The sequence below is a fragment of the Enterobacter sp. RCC_40 genome (assembly GCF_041360735.1).
Taxonomy (GTDB): Bacteria; Pseudomonadota; Gammaproteobacteria; order Enterobacterales; family Enterobacteriaceae; genus Enterobacter; species Enterobacter ludwigii.
Genome location: NZ_JBFUPR010000007.1, coordinates 1 through 17330 on the forward strand (window position 1 = coordinate 1; position 17330 = coordinate 17330).

Consider the following 17330-nt stretch of genomic DNA (forward strand, 5'->3'; position numbering starts at 1 on the left):
CATTTATTTTCGCTTATCTCTGCTGACCCGGCGGCGTGTGTGCCGTTGTTCCGTGTCAGTGGAGGCGCATTATAGGGGGTAATTCTGAAGCTGCAAGGATAAAGTGAAAATTATTTACTGACTGCTCACTTTCCAGGCAATTTGCATCCCAGACCTCAATTCTGGCCTGGTTTTTAAACAAAAACGAGCCGCAAGCGGCCCGTTTTTGCGTTTTGTGACTTACTGCACTGCCACAATTTTGTCGTCGTTGGCTTCCAGACGGATAACTTTGCCCGGAATCAGCTCCCCGGAGAGTATCTGCTGCGCCAGTGGGTTTTCGATCTGTTGCTGGATTGCGCGTTTCAGCGGACGCGCCCCATAAACCGGATCGTACCCATTTGCGCTCAAGAGCTTCAGCGCATCATCGGAGATGTGAATTTCATATCCACGCTCTTCCAGACGTTTATACAGACGCTGCAGCTGAATCTGCGCAATCGACGCAATATGTTTCTCACCCAAAGGATGGAACACTACCACTTCATCAATACGGTTAATGAACTCTGGACGGAAGCTATGGCTTACCACGCCCATCACCAGATCCTTCATATGGCCGTAGTCCAGTTCACCGAAACGTTCCTGAATCAAATCGGAACCCAGGTTCGAGGTCATGATCACTACCGTGTTACGGAAGTCGACCGTTCTCCCCTGTCCGTCGGTCAGCCGTCCATCGTCAAGAACCTGCAGCAGAATGTTGAACACATCCGGATGCGCTTTTTCCACTTCATCCAGCAGGATGACGGAATAAGGACGACGGCGCACCGCTTCTGTCAGGTAGCCACCTTCTTCATAACCCACATATCCTGGAGGCGCACCGACCAGTCGCGAAACGGAGTGTTTCTCCATAAACTCGGACATATCGATACGGACCATCGCGTCATCGCTGTCAAACATGAAGTTAGCCAGTGCCTTACACAGTTCGGTTTTACCGACACCCGTAGGCCCCAGGAACAGGAACGAACCGATCGGACGATTAGGGTCAGACAACCCTGCACGGCTACGGCGAATGGCATTAGAGACCGCTTCAACCGCCTCGTTCTGACCAATCACGCGCTGATGCAGATCCTGCTCCATGCGCAGCAGTTTGTCGCGTTCGCTTTCCATCATGCGCGCAACCGGAATACCGGTCCAGCGAGCCAGCACTTCAGCGATCTCCTCATCCGTTACTTTGTTTCGTAACAGACGCATCGTTTTGCCTTCCGACTGCGTGGCGATCTCAAGCTGTTTTTCAAGCTCAGGAATTTTGCCGTACTGCAGTTCAGACATTCGCGCCAGGTCACCCACACGACGCGCTTGCTCAATGGCAATTTTCGCCTGTTCCAGTTCAGCTTTAATTGTCTGAGTACCCGAGAGTGAAGCTTTCTCCGCTTTCCACTCTTCTTCCAGCTCAGAGTACTGACGCTCTTTATCGTCCAGTTCTTCGTTGAGCATATCCAGCCGTTTCTTACTGGCTTCATCAGACTCTTTCTTCAGTGCCTGCTGTTCCAGTTTGAGCTGGATGATGCGACGGTCAAGCCTGTCCAGCTCTTCCGGTTTCGAGTCAATCTGCATACGAATGCTCGAGGCCGCTTCATCAATAAGGTCGATTGCTTTATCGGGCAACTGACGGTCAGCGATATAACGATGCGAAAGCGTGGCCGCTGCAACAATCGCCGGGTCAGTAATCTGCACATGGTGATGCAGTTCATAACGTTCTTTCAGCCCACGCAAAATCGCGATGGTATCTTCAACGCTAGGCTCAGCAACAAACACTTTCTGGAAACGACGTTCCAGCGCAGCATCTTTTTCGATGTACTGACGGTACTCATCCAGCGTGGTAGCCCCTACGCAGTGAAGTTCCCCACGTGCCAGGGCTGGTTTTAGCATATTACCGGCATCCATCGCGCCGTCTGCTTTACCTGCGCCGACCATGGTGTGCAGTTCGTCAATAAACAGAATGACGTTGCCTTCCTGTTTCGCCAGGTCGTTAAGCACGCCTTTCAGACGCTCTTCGAACTCACCGCGGTATTTCGCCCCGGCCACCAGCGCCCCCATGTCGAGCGCCAGTACACGACGACCTTTCAGCCCTTCCGGCACTTCACCGTTCACAATGCGCTGCGCCAGACCTTCGACGATGGCGGTTTTACCGACCCCCGGCTCACCAATCAGCACCGGGTTGTTTTTGGTACGACGCTGCAGTACCTGGATAGTACGGCGAATCTCTTCATCACGGCCGATCACCGGGTCAAGCTTGCCCTGCTCGGCACGCTCGGTCAGGTCGACCGTAAATTTTTTCAAAGCCTGACGTTGGTCTTCGGCTCCCTGATCGTTCACGCTTTCACCTCCGCGCATTTTCTCAATCGCCTGAGTCACATTGGCGGTGGTTGCGCCGGCAGATTTCAGCAGGTCGGTCAAGGTACCGCGTGATTCAAGCGCCGCCAGAACGAAAAGTTCTGACGAAATAAAGTTGTCCCCACGTTTTTGCGCCAGCTTGTCGCAAAGATTCAGCACACGCACCAGATCCTGAGACGGCTGAACGTCGCCACCGGTACCTTCTACCTGAGGTAAACGGCTCAGGGCCTGATCGATGGCGGTGCGTAACTGGCCAGCATTAATGCCGGCAGACGTTAATAACGGACGTACCGATCCCCCTTCCTGATTCAACAAGGCGCTCATTAAATGAAGAGGTTCGATGAATTGGTTGTCGTGCCCCAGTGCAAGGGACTGGGCATCGGCGAGAGCAAGCTGGAATTTATTAGTAAGACGATCCAGACGCATAACTCCTCCCATAACAGGTCAAATTTGCTACTGGAGATTAAATGAGGTCATCCCTCAATTATTCAAGGTTAATGACCTGAATTATGTGAAAAGAAAACGGCACGTTCCGGATCGTCTTGATTCTTTAGGTTATATCAGCCAAATAAAACTTGCCATACGACCTGTCGTCTTGTCGCGGCGATAAGAGAAAAAATCACCCTTTTCGGTGAAGGTACAGCGATCGCCGCCGAAGATCTGCGTCACGCCGACATTATTCAGGCGCTGGCGGGCCAACAGGTAAATATCGGCCAAATATTTTTCCCCGGCAGGAAGGAAAGCATCCGCGGCCTGCAGATCTTTCTCCATAAAGGCTTCGCGGACCTCGGGCCCCACTTCAAACGCATGAGGACCAATGGCCGGGCCGAGCCAGGCCATGATATTCGCAGGGTCATCTTTAAAGCAGGCGACGGTCTCTTCGAGCACACCTTCACACAGACCACGCCAGCCCGCATGCGCTGCTGCCACCTCGGTACCGGCACGGTTACAGAACAGAACCGGCAGGCAATCGGCAGTCATTACCGCACATACCGTTCCCGGGGTATCACTGTAAGACGCATCGGCCCGTTTAGACGCATAGGGTTCGCCCGTTAACGGCAATACCGTTTTACCGTGAACCTGTTCCAGCCAGACCGGTTTCGACGGTAAATTCCCGGCAGCAAAGAGGCGTTTGCGGTTTTCTTCAACGTGCTCCAGGTTGTCACCACAGTGTGCGCCGAGATTCAAAGATTCCCACGCGCCCTGGCTCACACCGCCGATACGGGTTGAACTGCAGGCAGCCACGCCCTCAGGCAGTGGCCACTCCGGGACAATCAGTTTGGTCATAACCAGTCCACTTGATCTTTATGTTCTTCAAAATCAACACGCATGGCGTCAATAAGGTCGACCATATCCTGTGGGATCGGCGCGTGCCATTCCATCTGAATACCGGTGATAGGATGGTAAAGACGCAGCATCGTTGCGTGCAGCGCCTGGCGATCAAACTTACGCAGTACGCTAATAAACTCATCCGATGCGCCTTTTGGCGGACGCGGACGACCACCGTAGACCTGATCGCCCACCAGCGGATGGGTAATGTGCGCCATATGAACACGGATCTGGTGAGTACGACCGGTTTCCAGACGCAGACGCAGACGCGTATGAATGCGGAAGTGTTCCATAATGCGGTAGTGCGTCACCGCAGGCTTACCCATCGGATGCACCGACATATGGGTACGTTTGGTTGGGTGACGGCTGATAGGTTCTTCCACCGTGCCGCCAGCGGTCATATGACCAATGGCCACCGCTTCATATTCACGGGTGATTTCACGCAGCTGCAGAGATTCCACCAGACGTGTCTGAGCTGGAACGGTCTTTGCCACCACCATCAGACCCGTGGTGTCTTTATCCAGACGGTGAACGATGCCGGCGCGCGGAACATCCACGATAGGCGGGTAATAATGGAGAAGTGCGTTAAGCACTGTGCCATCAGGGTTCCCCGCGCCCGGATGAACAACCAGATCACGTGGCTTGTTGATCACCAGGATGTCATCATCTTCATAGACGATGTTCAGCGGGATATCCTGCGGCTCGAAGCGGATATCCTCTTCGATTTCAGCATTGATGGCGACAGCTTCCCCACCTAACACTTTCTCTTTTGGTTTGTCCCAGATCTTGCCGTTTACCAGCACGCGCTGGTCAAGGATCCATTCTTTTATGCGTGAACGCGAATAATCAGGGAACAATTCGGCCAAAGCCTGATCTAAGCGTTGACCGAGCTGATTTTCGGAGACTGTTGCGGTGAGTTCTACTCGTTGTGCCATAAACTGCTTCTTCGTTTAACGTTGGGTTTTACGGCTTTGCCGTTTAATATAGTGTGCTATTGTAGCTGGTCTTAATCGGGAGCAGGAACAGAGTTTCTCCCGGACAAACATTTGAGGAAAGTCAAAACGTCATGACGCGCATGAAATATCTGGTGGCAGCGGCCACGTTGAGCCTGGCTTTGGTGGGCTGCTCCGGTTCAAATGAACAGGTCCCTGACAATCCGCCGAATGAAATCTATGCGACTGCACAACAAAAGTTGCAGGACGGTAACTGGAAACAGGCGATAACGCAACTGGAAGCGTTGGATAATCGCTATCCATTTGGTCCGTATTCGCAGCAGGTACAGTTAGATCTCATCTATGCCTACTATAAAAATGCCGATCTGCCGCTGGCTCAGGCAACCATCGATCGTTTCATGCGTCTGAACCCGACTCATCCTAACATCGATTACGTCATGTACATGCGCGGTCTTACCAACATGGCGCTGGACGACAGTGCCCTGCAAGGTTTCTTCGGTGTGGATCGCTCTGACCGTGACCCGCAGCATGCGCGTGATGCTTTCAACGACTTCTCCAAACTGGTGCGCGGCTACCCGAACAGCCAGTACGTCACTGACGCGACCAAACGTCTGGTGTTCCTGAAAGATCGTCTGGCGAAATACGAATACTCCGTTGCGGAATACTATACCCGCCGTGGCGCATGGGTTGCCGTGGTTAATCGTGTAGAAGGTATGCTGCGTGATTACCCGGATACACAGGCAACGCGTGATGGCCTGAAGCTGATGGAAAATGCTTACCGTCAAATGCAGATGACCGCACAGGCTGACAAAGTGGCGAAAATCATCGCCGCGAACAGCAGCAACACCTGATATTGCCTCAATGCGAAACGGCAGCCCGAAGGCTGCCGTTTTTTTATGCGTTCAGAGATCAGCTGAAGCGGTTTAGCCTCAACACATCCTATCAACTATGACCGCAAATCGGGCCTTCTACAAGGTAAATATCACCTCTTCCTGCCCTGCCTCACAAAAAACATTCCCTGACAAAAACCGACAAAATAACGTGATCTAAATCACACATTTTGACATTAGGACAGGTATGCTGGAATCACCAAGACGGAAAGACAAGAGGTAAAATTTATGACAATGAACATTACCAGTAAACAAATGGAAATTACTCCGGCAATCCGCCAACACGTCGCAGACCGTCTCGCCAAACTGGATAAATGGCAAACACATTTGATTAACCCACATATCATCCTGTCCAAGGAGCCGCAAGGTTTCATCGCTGACGCAACTATCAATACTCCAAACGGCCATCTGGTCGCCAGCGCAAAACACGAGGATATGTACACCGCTATTAACGATTTGATCAACAAGCTGGAACGGCAGCTCAATAAAGTGCAACACAAAGGTGAAGCCCGTCGCGCCGCAACGTCGGTGAAAGACGCCAGCTTCGCGGAAGAAGTTGAAGAAGAGTAATCCTTTAAATTGAGTTTACCGCCAACGCGCCTTCGGGCGCGTTTTTTATTGACAGCGTGAAAACAGTACGGGTACTTTAACGGTATCAACGACAGGATGATTTCATGAAACACACACCGTTTTTCTTCGCATTCTTTTTTACCTTCCCCTGATTGGGAGGCGTTTCGTCGTGTGATAAAGAATGCGAAGACGAACAACAAGGCCTCCCACACCGGGAGGCCTTTTTTATTAATAACGATAAACGAGACAGGCAACACTATGACACCGGAAAACCCGTTACTGGACCTGCGAGTGAAAATCAGCGCACTGGACGAAAAATTACTGGCCCTGCTGGCAGAACGTCGCACACTCGCCATCGAAGTGGGAAAAGCCAAGCTGGACTCCCATCGGCCGGTGCGTGATATCGACCGTGAACGCGACCTGCTGGAACGCCTGATTCAGCTTGGTAAAGCGCACCACCTCGACGCCCATTACATCACCCGTTTGTTCCAGCTCATCATCGAAGACTCCGTTCTGACCCAGCAAGCGCTACTCCAGCAGCATCTGAATAAAACGAACCCGCACTCTGCACGTGTCGCCTTCCTCGGCCCTAAAGGCTCTTACTCTCACCTTGCCGCGCGCCAGTACGCAGCGCGTCATTTCGAAGAGTTTATTGAAAGCGGCTGCGCAAAATTTGCTGATATTTTCAATCAGGTCGAAACCGGACAGGCGGATTACGCCGTCGTACCGATTGAAAACACCAGCTCTGGTGCCATTAACGACGTGTACGATCTTCTGCAGCACACTACGCTGTCGCTGGTTGGCGAGATGACCATCCCTATCGATCACTGCATACTGGTCTCTGGCTCAACCGACCTGAGCCAAATCGAGACGGTGTACAGTCACCCACAACCGTTCCAGCAGTGCAGTCAATTCCTCAACCGTTATCCGAACTGGAAAATTGAGTACACCGAAAGCACTTCTGCGGCGATGGAAAAAGTGATGCAGGCCAATTCCCCGGCGGTGGCCGCGCTTGGCAGCGAGGCGGGCGGAGCGCTGTATGGCCTGCAGGTACTGGAACGCAACCTGGCGAACCAGACGCAAAATATCACCCGCTTCGTGGTACTGGCCCGTAAAGCCATCAATGTCTCTGAGCAGGTTCCGGCTAAAACGACGCTGCTGATGGCGACCGGGCAGCAGGCGGGTGCGCTGGTTGAGGCCCTGCTGGTACTGCGTAACCACAACCTGATCATGACGAAGCTGGAATCGCGCCCGATTCATGGTAATCCGTGGGAAGAGATGTTTTATCTGGATATCCAGGCCAACCTGGAATCTGCATCCATGCAGAAAGCCCTGCGTGAACTGGGAGAAATCACCCGCTCAATGAAAGTGCTGGGCTGCTATCCGAGCGAAAACGTCGTGCCGGTTGACCCGGCTTAACGTTCGATAAAGCGGCTTTTCTTCATCCCTGCCACGCTGACGGGCAGGGTGAAGATGGCGCCGGAGAGCGGATACTGTGCCACTTCATCCGCATCCATATTTTCCCGCGTGGTCGTGATAAACAGGGTTTTCATATCCTCGCCGCCAAAGCAGACCATCGTCGGACAACGAACCGGCATGCGATGCTCTTCCAGTTGTTCCCCCTGCGGTGAAAAGCGCGCGATACGCCAGCCATCAAACATTGCGCTCCAGTAGCAGCCTTCTTCATCCATCGCAGCACCGTCGGGTATGCCCTCCCCCTCTTTAAAGCGGCGGAATATCTCGCGTTTCCCCGGCTCACCTTGCTCATCAAGCGGCGTGCGGTAGATAACGCCATTTGGCGTGTCAGAGGTGAACATCCACTGTTTGTCCGGGCTGAATGCCAGACCGTTGTGCCCGTGAATATCACACTGGATCACTTTCGGCGTCAGGTCATTATCGATACGCATCAGCATGGCGCCGTTGTAATCCCCCGGCCCCCAGAAGGTTCCCGCATAGAACCGTCCATGATGATCGGTACCGCCATCATTAAAACGCGCCAGTTGCGGGTTAGAGGGGTTATCACACACCTTGCGCTGAAGCAGGCCGTGCTTGTCAGCAAGCCAGATGCCATTGCGCATCGCGACGATAAAGCCGCCACGCTCACGCAGAGCGAAACAGCCTACTTCTTCATGGAAAGAGAGTACCGTGTGTTCCGCGGTAGGCAGATGATAACGGTGGATCTCCCCCTCCAGAATATCTGCCCAGTAGAGCGCATGCTCTTCGGCACTCCATGTCGGACATTCGGGCAGATGCCCGGTGTAATTCAACAGCGGCTGCGGTTCGGCCATAACAGTTCCCCAAAGTGAAAAAAGCCAGCATTGCTGGCTTTTAGTATATACATCATCGCATTACTGGCGACTGTCATTTGCCTGACGCAAAAGCGTGCGGCTCTCACTCTGAAAACGTTGCGCATAATCGCCAAACCAGTGCTCGACTTTACGGAAGCTGTCGATAAACGCCTGCTTATCGCCATGCTCCAGCAAGGTGATCGCTTCACCAAACCGCTGATAATAACGTTTGATAAGCGCCAGGTTGTTCTCAGAGGACATAATAATGTCGGCGTAAAGCTGTGGATCCTGAGCGAACAAACGCCCGACCATCGCCAGCTCCAGGCGATAGATCGGCGAAGAGAGCGCCAGCAGCTGTTCAAGCTGCACATTCTCTTCCGCCAGATGCAAACCGTAGGCAAAGGTCGCAAAGTGGCGCAGCGCCTGAATGAACGCCATGTTCTGATCGTGCTCTACCGCGCTGATCCGGTGCAACCTGGCCCCCCATACCTGAATCTGTTCCAGGAACCACTGATAGGCCTCCGGCTGACGACCATCGCAGTACACCACAACCTGCTTCGCCAGGCTGCCACTGTCCGGACCAAACATCGGGTGCAGGCCAAGCACCGGGCCAGTATGCGCCGCCAGCATCGCCTGCAGGGGGCCATTTTTGACCGATGCAAGGTCAACCAGGATGCAATCTTTCGGCAACGGTGGAAGCTTGCCGATGATCTGCTCCGTCACGTGGATAGGCACGCTGACGATAACCATCCCCGCATCGGCCATCAGCGCTGGCGCGTGTTCCCAGTCCTCTTTTTCCAGAATGCGAACCTGATAACCAGAAAGCGTCAGCATTTTTTCAAACAGACGCCCCATCTGGCCCGCACCACCCACAATAACCACCGGGCGCAGGGACGGACAGAGGGTTTTGAAGCCCTTATCGTTTTCGCTGGAATAAGATTCCCGCATTACGCGACGCAAGACATCTTCAATCAGATCCGGCGAGACGCCCAGCGCCAGGGCCTCTTTGCGCCGCGAGGCCAGCATGGATGCCTCACGCTCCGGGACGTAAATCGGCAGGCCGTATTTGCTTTTTACCTCACCCACTTCGGCAACCAGAGCCATACGGCGCGCCAGCAGGTCCAGCAACGCCTTATCCACTTCATCAATTTGATCGCGTAACGCGGTCAATTCAGCAACCATAACTACCCTCTTAAGCCAGACGCGTCGCCAGCTGGCCGCTTACATCTTTATGGATCTCACGCAGCAGCGCGTCGGTGGTTTCCCAGCTGATGCAGGCATCCGTGACGGATACGCCGTGCTTCATTGCGCTGCGCGGTTGTTCAGATGACTGATTGCCTTCATGAATATTGCTCTCAATCATCAGACCGATAATAGAACGGTTGCCGTCTTTTATCTGTGCCACCACAGATTCCGCAACCGCAGGCTGACGACGGTAATCTTTATTCGAATTACCATGACTGCAATCTACCATCAGTGCCGGGCGCAGTCCCGCCTGCTCCATCTCTTTTTCACACTGTGCCACATCTGCCGGGCTGTAGTTCGGTGCTTTGCCACCGCGCAGGATCACGTGACCATCCGGGTTACCCTGCGTTTGCAGGAGGCAAACCTGCCCCGCCTGGTTAATGCCGACAAAACGGTGTGGCATTGCAGCGGCACGCATGGCGTTAATCGCGGTGGCCAGGCTGCCATCAGTACCGTTTTTAAAACCAACCGGCATCGACAGACCAGACGCCATCTCGCGGTGGGTTTGTGATTCTGTGGTGCGTGCCCCAATGGCAGACCAGCTAAACAGGTCGCCCAGGTACTGCGGGCTGTTCGGATCCAGCGCTTCAGTGGCCAGCGGCAGCCCCATGCTGACCAGCTCCACCAGCAGGCGACGCGCAATTTTCAGCCCTGCTTCCACATCAAACGAGCCATCCATGTGCGGATCGTTAATCAACCCTTTCCAGCCAACGGTGGTACGTGGCTTCTCAAAATAGACGCGCATTACCAGATAGAGGCTATCGCTGACCTCCTCCGCTAATGTTTTAAATCGACGAGCGTACTCAATGGCGGTTTCAGGATCGTGAATAGAACAAGGACCACATACCACCAGCAGGCGCGGATCGCGGCCAGCGATAATGTCTGAAATGGTCTGACGCGAGTGCTCAATTTGAGCCTCCTGCGCGACGCTCAGCGGGAATTCCGCTTTCAGTTGATCCGGAGTAATCAAAATCTGTTCGTCAGTGATGTGTACGTTGTTCAGCGCGTCTTTTTGCATGATTGCGATCCTGTAAAGCTCGTTTGCGATAGTTGTTTTCCTCGAAGAGGTGAAACAACGATACCATAACAAGTAAAGATTTCAATCCAAAATACGTACACTTTTCTTTACGAATGCCAATTTATTGCAAAAATCAGCCGCCAGATCCGTAAATTTTAAATTACACCCCTAATTTCCGTTACCAGGCTATGCTGAAGAAAAAAGGAGAATGGCTATGCGTTCAATTGCTCTGGTGCTGTTGTCGCTCATTTTATCGGGTTGCCAAATCAATCCTTATACCTTCCACCCGGACTGGACCAGCCCCAGCTGGTTTGATGCAGGTAAAGAAGACGCCATGAATGGTCTGCCGGTTAAAGATAACCAGACGCTGGCCGATAATTTTAATGATCCACAAGTTGATCGTAGTGAATATCTCCGGGGATATGCAGACGGACAGAAGAAAGTGTGTGAAGAAGGTTTTCTCCACGCCTGGGGATTAGCGGGCAAATCTTTTCCTGCCAGCTGCGATACTGCTGAAAATGCAGCAAAACTGCACGAGTCATGGCAAAAAGGCATGGATGAAAGCATGCGCTCCAGCAGACTTAATTAAGCCTCTTTTTATTCACCGGAATATAACAAAGTGTAGGATTTAGCTTAGGTCGAGGCAGGGAAAATTCTGACATAATGACGGCTTTGGTAAACAATGGTATTCTGCCCACAACTCTTAAGGACATCTATTTCCGGAGCGAAGTGGCGGATTCTGGTGAGAAATTTATCCTTGATCTCTTTTTTCCGACTCACTCTGGTGCTAATGCTGTTCCTTATGGTGGGCGCAGCGGCGGCAGGCACGTTCACCGAAACCGATAAATCGGTACGTTCGATCGTTTCAGGTATTGTGAGCTACACCCGATGGCCGTCACTTTCCGGCCAGCCAAAACTCTGTGTTTATGCTTCTTCTCACTACACGCATGCACTCACCAGCAAGGACGGGCAAAGCGAATTACCTTATACCCCCGTTATTGTGCGTAACGATCAGGAAGCCCTGTCCGCGACGTGTGATGCTATTTATTTCGGGGCGGAATCCCCCGTAAAACAACGTGAATTAATAAGTCAGTATCAGGGCAGAGCATTGCTATTAATCTCAGAGCAAAATCCGGAATGTATTATTGGCAGCGCCTTTTGCCTGATAATTGATCGCAACCATGTCCGGTTTTCCGTCAATCTGGATGCGCTGACTCGCAGTGGCGTGAGAGTCAATCCGGATGTATTAATGCTCGCACGGAATAAGCAGCATGGATAAAGATTTCACTTCAGCGCCACGTCCGACGTTTAAAAGAACACTCAGACGAATCAGCATGATAAGCGTCATCATCACGATGACATTAATATGGCTGCTCCTCTGTTTTGCCTCCGTCGTGACATTAAAGCAATACGCACAAAAGAATCTCGAATTAACCGGCGCCACCATGAGCCACAGCCTTGAAGCCTCCCTGGTGTTCAACGATTCAGTGGCAGCCAATGAAACGCTTGCCGCCCTTGGCAAACAGGGCCAGTTTGCCGTGGCTGAAGTCCTCAACGTGCACAAAAAACGCTTTGCGTACTGGTCGTGGAACCCGGCGGATAACAACGACACTCTGGGCGCACTGGTCAGCCGCTGGCTTTTCCCCGAGCCGATTTCCCAGCCCGTATTCCATAACGGCTCAACGATTGGCGAAATACGCCTTACCGCGCGTGACAGCCTGATAAGCCACTTCATCTGGATGTCGTTTGCCGTTCTCACCGGCTGTATTCTGTTTGCGACGGTGGTCGCACTGACCATTACGCAATCCTTGCATCACGGCATGGTTACAGCGCTGCAAAACATTACTGACGTCGTTCATGACGTACGCACTAACCGTAACTTCTCCCGACGGGTGAAAGACGGGCGCATTGAAGAATTTCACCAGTTTGGCGAGGACTTCAACAGCCTTCTGGATGAAATGGAGGAGTGGCAGCTTAAACTGCAGGCGAAAAACGCCCAGCTATTACGCACCGCCATGCACGACCCGCTGACAGGTCTTGCCAACCGTGCGGCATTTCGTAACAGCATCGCGGCATTAATGAATGACCCCGCAGCAAAAACAAACTCGGCCCTGCTCTTCCTCGACGGTGATAATTTTAAGTTTATTAATGACACCTGGGGACACGCGGCAGGAGACTGTGTGCTGATTGAAGTCGCCAGAAGAATGGTCGAGTTCGGTGATAAGCGCCATCAGTCATACCGCCTTGGCGGCGACGAGTTTGCCATGGTGCTGTACGGCGTCCATTCAGAGCCTGAGGTTCAACATCTTTGTGCTGCCTTATCGCAGCAGTTTATCCGCCCGTTCGAATTGCATAACGGGCAAAAAGCATCAATGTCACTCAGTATTGGCTTTGCTCTGGCGTGGGAAAATGGTTCTGTGGAAGCATTACTGGAGAAAGCCGACCGCAATATGTACCTGGTTAAAAACCAGCGTACAAAAACGATAAATTAGAAGGGAAACGATATGTTAAAGCGATACTTCGCGCCGTTGTTATTAGCCTCAGTCGTGCTGGCAGGTTGCCAGTCACCGCCGCAAGGCAAGTTCACTCCTGAGCAGATTGCGGCGATGAAGTCTTACGGTTTTAACGAGCTGAACGGCGACTGGTCTCTTGGCCTGTCAGATACCATCCTGTTTGATAAAAATGACGCCAGGCTACGTGCGGAAAGTGAAACGCAGATCAAGACCATGGCCTCTCGCCTCGCGGCAACCGGCCTGAACCACGCGCGTATGGACGGTCACACGGACAACTACGGCGAAGAGCGCTACAACGAAGCGCTGTCATTGAAACGTGCAAATGCGGTAGCCGACGCCTGGGCGAAGGGAGCCAATATCCCGCGCAGCAACCTCACCACGCAGGGGTTAGGCAAAAAATACCCTGTTGCGAGCAACAGTACTGCAAAAGGGCGCGCTGAAAACCGCCGGGTTGCGGTGGTTATCAGCACGCCATAAGGTTATTTAACCGATGATTCTGCGAGCGACACGCCTGTTGCCGCTCGCCAGCGCAGCCAGTCGACCAGCACAAACAGGGCCAGACTCACCCCCATCACCGGCATCGCCAGCCCCAGCAGGACACTCACCATCGCCGTGACGGCTCTTCCCCATCCCGATAGCGCCAGCCAGCTCTGACAGAGCGTCTGAACCGGGTTCCCGACCGATTGCGCCGGACGACGCATCCACCACATCCGGTATCCCCAGACGATCAGCACGCACAGGGCAATACCGAACGCGATCAGCAACAGCTGATTGGCCAGCCCAAACAAGATCCCCATGTGGAAATCCACACCCCAGCGGGTCAGTTTTGCCATTAACGGGAAATCTTCAAACCGGGTTCTGTCCAGAATGTGCATGGCGTGCGGATCGACCGCCACCGCGTCGACCTGAGTCGGCCAGCTGCGATCGATTTCCGTCACGGTCCAGGCCTGTTCAGCCGTTTTCGCCGGGCGGATTTCGAGCTTGCTGGCATCTATACCCGCCGTGCGGGCGGCATGCAGGACGTCATCAAAAAGCGTCGGATCCATCACCATCCCGGGCATCATCATCCCGCTATGATGCCCCCGGTGCTCAGCGTGCTCGTCCATGATGGCAGGCATACCGGAGAGCGTAGTATTGACCTGCGGCGTAAGCCAGTTCATCCGGGCACGCAGTGTATCCACGTTACCGCCCGCCCACTGAGACCACGTCAGGCCTGTCGCTGAGAACAATAACATTCCCCCCAGCAACACCCAGCCCAGTGCCACATGCACACGACGGCGGTTCTGGAAACGGTTGTTCATCCGACGTTTTGGTCGGGTGTAAAACCACAGGGCGATTCCACCCAGCGCGGCAACCCACATCCAGGAGGCGGCCAGCTCGCTATAGAGACGCCCGACATCGCCAAGCATCAACGAGGTGTGCAGATAATCGATGGTCTGGCGCAACGGTAGAATGCCACTCGTGCCGTACACCGTCATATCGCCCCGCACCTCAAGGCTCACGGGATCCACAAAGATAGCGCGGTTCTCCGACGGGCCAAGCGCAGGGTCAGCGAACATCACGCGGGTAGTATCACCGTCAACCAGCCCCGGACGAACGGCATGCAGGCGCAGATCTGAACCCACGGCGTTTTCCGCCACGGCAATCTGCTCGGCCAGAGGCCGTGCCTCTCCCATTGAATCCGTGTGCAACGCGTGCCGGTAGAGCGCGTTTTCCAGCTGCGGTGTCGCCACATACAGCGTACCGGTCAGCGCGGCGAAGAAGATAAACGGGCCAACAAACAGCCCGACATAGAAATGGAGTCGACGCAGCAGGTTTCCCCATGCCGCGCGCGGAGTGCAGGTAGTCATACTTTTCCTTTTTAAGGCAAAAAGTTATCGCTTTTTTTTAAAGGGAAAAAGCAGACTGCCGCGGCGGCGCGCGGGTATCAGGAAAGAGCCAGGGGAAAAAGTGCCAGTGGCTGACCGGCGGTTGCGGCGGTGTAACGCGGCTCCTTTGCAGTACGACACTGAGCAGTACAATCAGCGCCAGCATCACGCCCGGCACATGCGCTAACAGTACACAGTAGCCACACGCTTCCGCATGGTCGACGGGCATCGAGTGCGGCATATCGCCATGGTGCTCATCCATCGACATCATGCTCATGTCATGATGCATTCCCGGCATGGCGCTCATGGGATCTTTTTGCAGCGAGATGGAGATAAGCGGCGCAACCACGATCAGCAGGATCGCAAACAGCGCGGTCAAAGCCGCTGCGCGTTTCCAGTTATGCCGATGCAGTACGTTATCCACTTTCCCTCCCGTTAAGAGGCCAGCATTGTAAATGATTTATGACGAAAGGGTTAATGCGAGAGGTGCGATGGAATAAAAAAGGGCCAGCCTTTCGGCCAGCCCTTTTTAACAGGATGTCGCTTAAGCGAATCTTAGTTCAGACGCTCTTTAATACGAGCAGACTTACCAGTACGCTCACGCAGGTAGTACAGTTTAGCTTTACGTACAGCACCACGACGTTTAACAGCAATGCTGTCAACTACCGGAGAGTGAGTCTGGAAGACACGCTCAACGCCTTCGCCGTTGGAAATTTTACGAACAGTGAATGCAGAGTGCAGACCGCGGTTACGAATAGCGATAACCACGCCCTCGAATGCCTGCAGACGTTTTTTGGAACCTTCAACAACCCATACTTTCACTTCCACGGTGTCACCTGGACGGAAGGAAGGTACGTCCTGCTTCATCTGCTCTTGTTCAAGTTGCTTAATAATGTTGCTCATAATTTAATCTCTTATCCTGGGTAAACTGATATTCGGGAGCGTATTACGCATTCCCATCATGTTCATGCTGCTGTTGCGCGTGTTCTTTTTTGAACTCGGCCAGCAACTTTGCTTGCTCTTCAGTCAGAGCCAGGTTTTCCAGAAGTTCAGGTCTTCTAAGCCAGGTTCGGCCCAGCGACTGCTTCAAACGCCAGCGACGTATCTCAGCATGGTTTCCTGACAGTAACACCGCCGGTACTTCCATCCCTTCTAACACTTCAGGACGAGTGTAGTGTGGACAGTCCAGCAATCCATCAGCAAAGGAATCTTCCGTTGCCGAAGCTTCATGGCCCAGTACACCCGGAATGAACCGGGCAACGGAGTCAATCAGCGTCATCGCTGGTAACTCACCACCGCTGAGTACGTAATCGCCGATAGACCATTCTTCGTCAATCTCGGTTTGAATTACGCGCTCATCTATCCCTTCGTAGCGACCACAGACCAGAATCAATTTTTGATTCGTCGCCAGTTCGCTGACGCCCGCTTGATCAAGCTTGCGTCCCTGAGGTGACAGATAAATCACCTTCGCGCCTTCACCTGCCGCGGCTTTTGCTGTGTGAATGGCGTCCCGTAAGGGTTGCACCATCATTAACATCCCCGGTCCGCCGCCGTAAGGACGATCGTCCACGGTACGGTGCCGGTCATGCGTAAAGTCACGAGGACTCCAGCTCTGGATGTTCAGCAGGCCATTCTTTACTGCCCGGCCAGTTACCCCGTAATCGGTAATCGCGCGGAACATTTCAGGAAACAGGCTAATTATGCCAATCCACATAGCGCCGTCTTTTACCGTTTATCCGGAGAATTTAAAAACCAGGATCCCAATCTACTTCAATCGTTTGAGTAGCGAGATCGACTTTCTTGATAACCTGTCCATCGAGGAACGGAACCAACCGCTCCTTGATGCCAAATGCATCTTTCAGGTTTGCCCTAATGACGAGAACGTCATTTGACCCGGTTTCCATCATGTCGATGACTTTCCCCAGGCTATAACCTTCAGTGGTGACCACCTGGCAACCCATAAGGTCTTTCCAGTAGTAGTCGCCCTCTTCCAGCTGCGGCAACTGCGACGAATCCACGATAATTTCACAATTAGTCAGTGCATTCGCGGCATCACGATCGTCAATGCCTTTCAGCTTGATGATGATGTCCTGATTGTGGTGACGCCAGCTTTCCAGCTCGACCTCTTCCCACTTACCGGCTTTCTGGATAAACCAGGGCTGGTAATTAAAAATGCTATCAGCGTCTTCAGTGGAGGAAAACACTCTGAGCCAACCACGAATACCGTAGCAAGAACCCATTTTGCCCAATACAATCGGTTCAACAGGTGCTTTATTGCTCATCATGACC

At 53.1% G+C, this 17330-nt stretch carries 19 protein-coding genes and 1 other annotated feature; of the genes, 8 read left to right on the top strand and 11 right to left on the bottom strand.

What is annotated here, in order from left to right; all coding sequences use genetic code 11:
• Positions 1–219 precede the first annotated feature (219 nt).
• From clpB to rluD, 3 genes are all read right to left on the bottom strand, one after another.
• On the bottom strand, positions 220–2793 hold the full coding sequence (gene clpB, locus AB6731_RS19160; protein WP_032680474.1) for an ATP-dependent chaperone ClpB: 2574 nt from the start codon (positions 2791–2793) through the stop codon (positions 220–222).
• Between the two features lie 129 nt (positions 2794–2922).
• A complete protein-coding gene (gene yfiH / locus AB6731_RS19165) occupies positions 2923–3654 on the bottom strand; it encodes a purine nucleoside phosphorylase YfiH (protein WP_063213950.1) in 732 nt (243 codons plus the stop codon).
• A complete protein-coding gene (rluD, locus tag AB6731_RS19170; protein ID WP_014171235.1) occupies positions 3651–4631 on the bottom strand; it encodes a 23S rRNA pseudouridine(1911/1915/1917) synthase RluD in 981 nt (326 codons plus the stop codon). The genes yfiH and rluD overlap by 4 nt, the downstream gene beginning before the upstream one ends.
• A 131-nt stretch (positions 4632–4762) precedes the next feature.
• Between rluD and bamD the strand changes: the two genes are divergently transcribed.
• The 4 genes from bamD (at position 4763) to pheA (ending at position 7528) form a co-directional block, all read left to right on the top strand.
• Positions 4763–5500, top strand: a complete 738-nt coding sequence (bamD, locus tag AB6731_RS19175; protein ID WP_013098339.1) for an outer membrane protein assembly factor BamD — start codon at positions 4763–4765, stop codon at positions 5498–5500.
• Between the two features lie 267 nt (positions 5501–5767).
• Positions 5768–6109 carry a ribosome-associated translation inhibitor RaiA gene (gene raiA / locus AB6731_RS19180; RefSeq protein ID WP_003863162.1) on the top strand — a complete coding sequence of 114 codons (342 nt, stop codon included), beginning with the start codon at positions 5768–5770 and terminating at the stop codon, positions 6107–6109.
• A 103-nt stretch (positions 6110–6212) separates the two neighbouring features.
• Positions 6213–6338: a sequence feature (Phe leader region), on the top strand.
• Positions 6214–6261 (top strand): pheA operon leader peptide PheL, encoded by a 48-nt coding sequence (pheL, locus tag AB6731_RS19185; RefSeq protein ID WP_001386991.1) that lies wholly within the window; start codon positions 6214–6216, stop codon positions 6259–6261. (Overlaps the previous feature by 48 nt.)
• Before the next feature lie 29 nt (positions 6339–6367).
• The gene (gene pheA, locus AB6731_RS19190) at positions 6368–7528 is read left to right on the top strand and encodes a bifunctional chorismate mutase/prephenate dehydratase (RefSeq protein WP_063925479.1); all 1161 of its coding nucleotides are present in this window, start codon (positions 6368–6370) and stop codon (positions 7526–7528) included.
• Here the strand turns inward: pheA and AB6731_RS19195 are convergent.
• From AB6731_RS19195 to aroF, 3 genes are read right to left on the bottom strand one after another with little or no spacing between them, the layout of a single operon-like run.
• On the bottom strand, positions 7525–8397 hold the full coding sequence (locus AB6731_RS19195) for an SMP-30/gluconolactonase/LRE family protein (RefSeq protein ID WP_014171237.1): 873 nt from the start codon (positions 8395–8397) through the stop codon (positions 7525–7527). The genes pheA and AB6731_RS19195 overlap by 4 nt on opposite strands.
• Before the next feature lie 60 nt (positions 8398–8457).
• Positions 8458–9579, bottom strand: coding sequence for a bifunctional chorismate mutase/prephenate dehydrogenase (gene tyrA, locus AB6731_RS19200; RefSeq protein WP_251885081.1), 1122 nt, complete (start codon positions 9577–9579; stop codon positions 8458–8460).
• A gap of 10 nt (positions 9580–9589) precedes the next feature.
• Positions 9590–10660: a 3-deoxy-7-phosphoheptulonate synthase AroF gene (gene aroF / locus AB6731_RS19205; RefSeq protein WP_371006674.1), complete on the bottom strand. Its 1071-nt coding sequence runs from the start codon at positions 10658–10660 to the stop codon at positions 9590–9592.
• 214 nt (positions 10661–10874) lie between these two features.
• Here aroF and AB6731_RS19210 point away from each other — a divergent pair, with 214 nt between their 5' ends.
• The 4 genes from AB6731_RS19210 (at position 10875) to AB6731_RS19225 (ending at position 13650) form a co-directional block, all read left to right on the top strand.
• Positions 10875–11249, top strand: coding sequence for a DUF2799 domain-containing protein (locus AB6731_RS19210; protein WP_032680468.1), 375 nt, complete (start codon positions 10875–10877; stop codon positions 11247–11249).
• A gap of 201 nt (positions 11250–11450) precedes the next feature.
• The gene (locus AB6731_RS19215; protein ID WP_020883918.1) at positions 11451–11939 is read left to right on the top strand and encodes a YfiR family protein; all 489 of its coding nucleotides are present in this window, start codon (positions 11451–11453) and stop codon (positions 11937–11939) included.
• Positions 11932–13152, top strand: coding sequence for a diguanylate cyclase DgcN (gene dgcN / locus AB6731_RS19220; protein WP_251885082.1), 1221 nt, complete (start codon positions 11932–11934; stop codon positions 13150–13152). Before AB6731_RS19215 ends, dgcN begins: the two co-directional genes overlap by 8 nt.
• Before the next feature lie 12 nt (positions 13153–13164).
• Positions 13165–13650: an OmpA family protein gene (locus AB6731_RS19225; protein WP_014171244.1), complete on the top strand. Its 486-nt coding sequence runs from the start codon at positions 13165–13167 to the stop codon at positions 13648–13650.
• Between the two features lie 2 nt (positions 13651–13652).
• On the opposite strand, the gene AB6731_RS19230 is transcribed toward AB6731_RS19225, so the two are convergent.
• The 5 genes from AB6731_RS19230 to rimM all read right to left on the bottom strand — a co-directional run bounded on the left by AB6731_RS19230 (position 13653) and on the right by rimM (position 17326).
• Positions 13653–15023, bottom strand: a complete 1371-nt coding sequence (locus tag AB6731_RS19230; protein WP_371006675.1) for a PepSY-associated TM helix domain-containing protein — start codon at positions 15021–15023, stop codon at positions 13653–13655.
• 37 nt (positions 15024–15060) lie between these two features.
• Positions 15061–15465 (bottom strand): DUF2946 domain-containing protein, encoded by a 405-nt coding sequence (locus tag AB6731_RS19235; RefSeq protein ID WP_025203431.1) that lies wholly within the window; start codon positions 15463–15465, stop codon positions 15061–15063.
• Positions 15466–15596: 131 nt separating this feature from the next.
• Complete coding sequence (gene rplS, locus AB6731_RS19240) at positions 15597–15944, bottom strand: 50S ribosomal protein L19 (RefSeq protein WP_002914145.1); 348 nt, start codon at positions 15942–15944, stop codon at positions 15597–15599.
• A 43-nt stretch (positions 15945–15987) separates the two neighbouring features.
• The gene (gene trmD, locus AB6731_RS19245; RefSeq protein WP_014171247.1) at positions 15988–16755 is read right to left on the bottom strand and encodes a tRNA (guanosine(37)-N1)-methyltransferase TrmD; all 768 of its coding nucleotides are present in this window, start codon (positions 16753–16755) and stop codon (positions 15988–15990) included.
• Positions 16756–16786: 31 nt separating this feature from the next.
• Positions 16787–17326 (bottom strand): ribosome maturation factor RimM, encoded by a 540-nt coding sequence (gene rimM / locus AB6731_RS19250; protein WP_032670210.1) that lies wholly within the window; start codon positions 17324–17326, stop codon positions 16787–16789.
• Positions 17327–17330 lie beyond the last annotated feature (4 nt).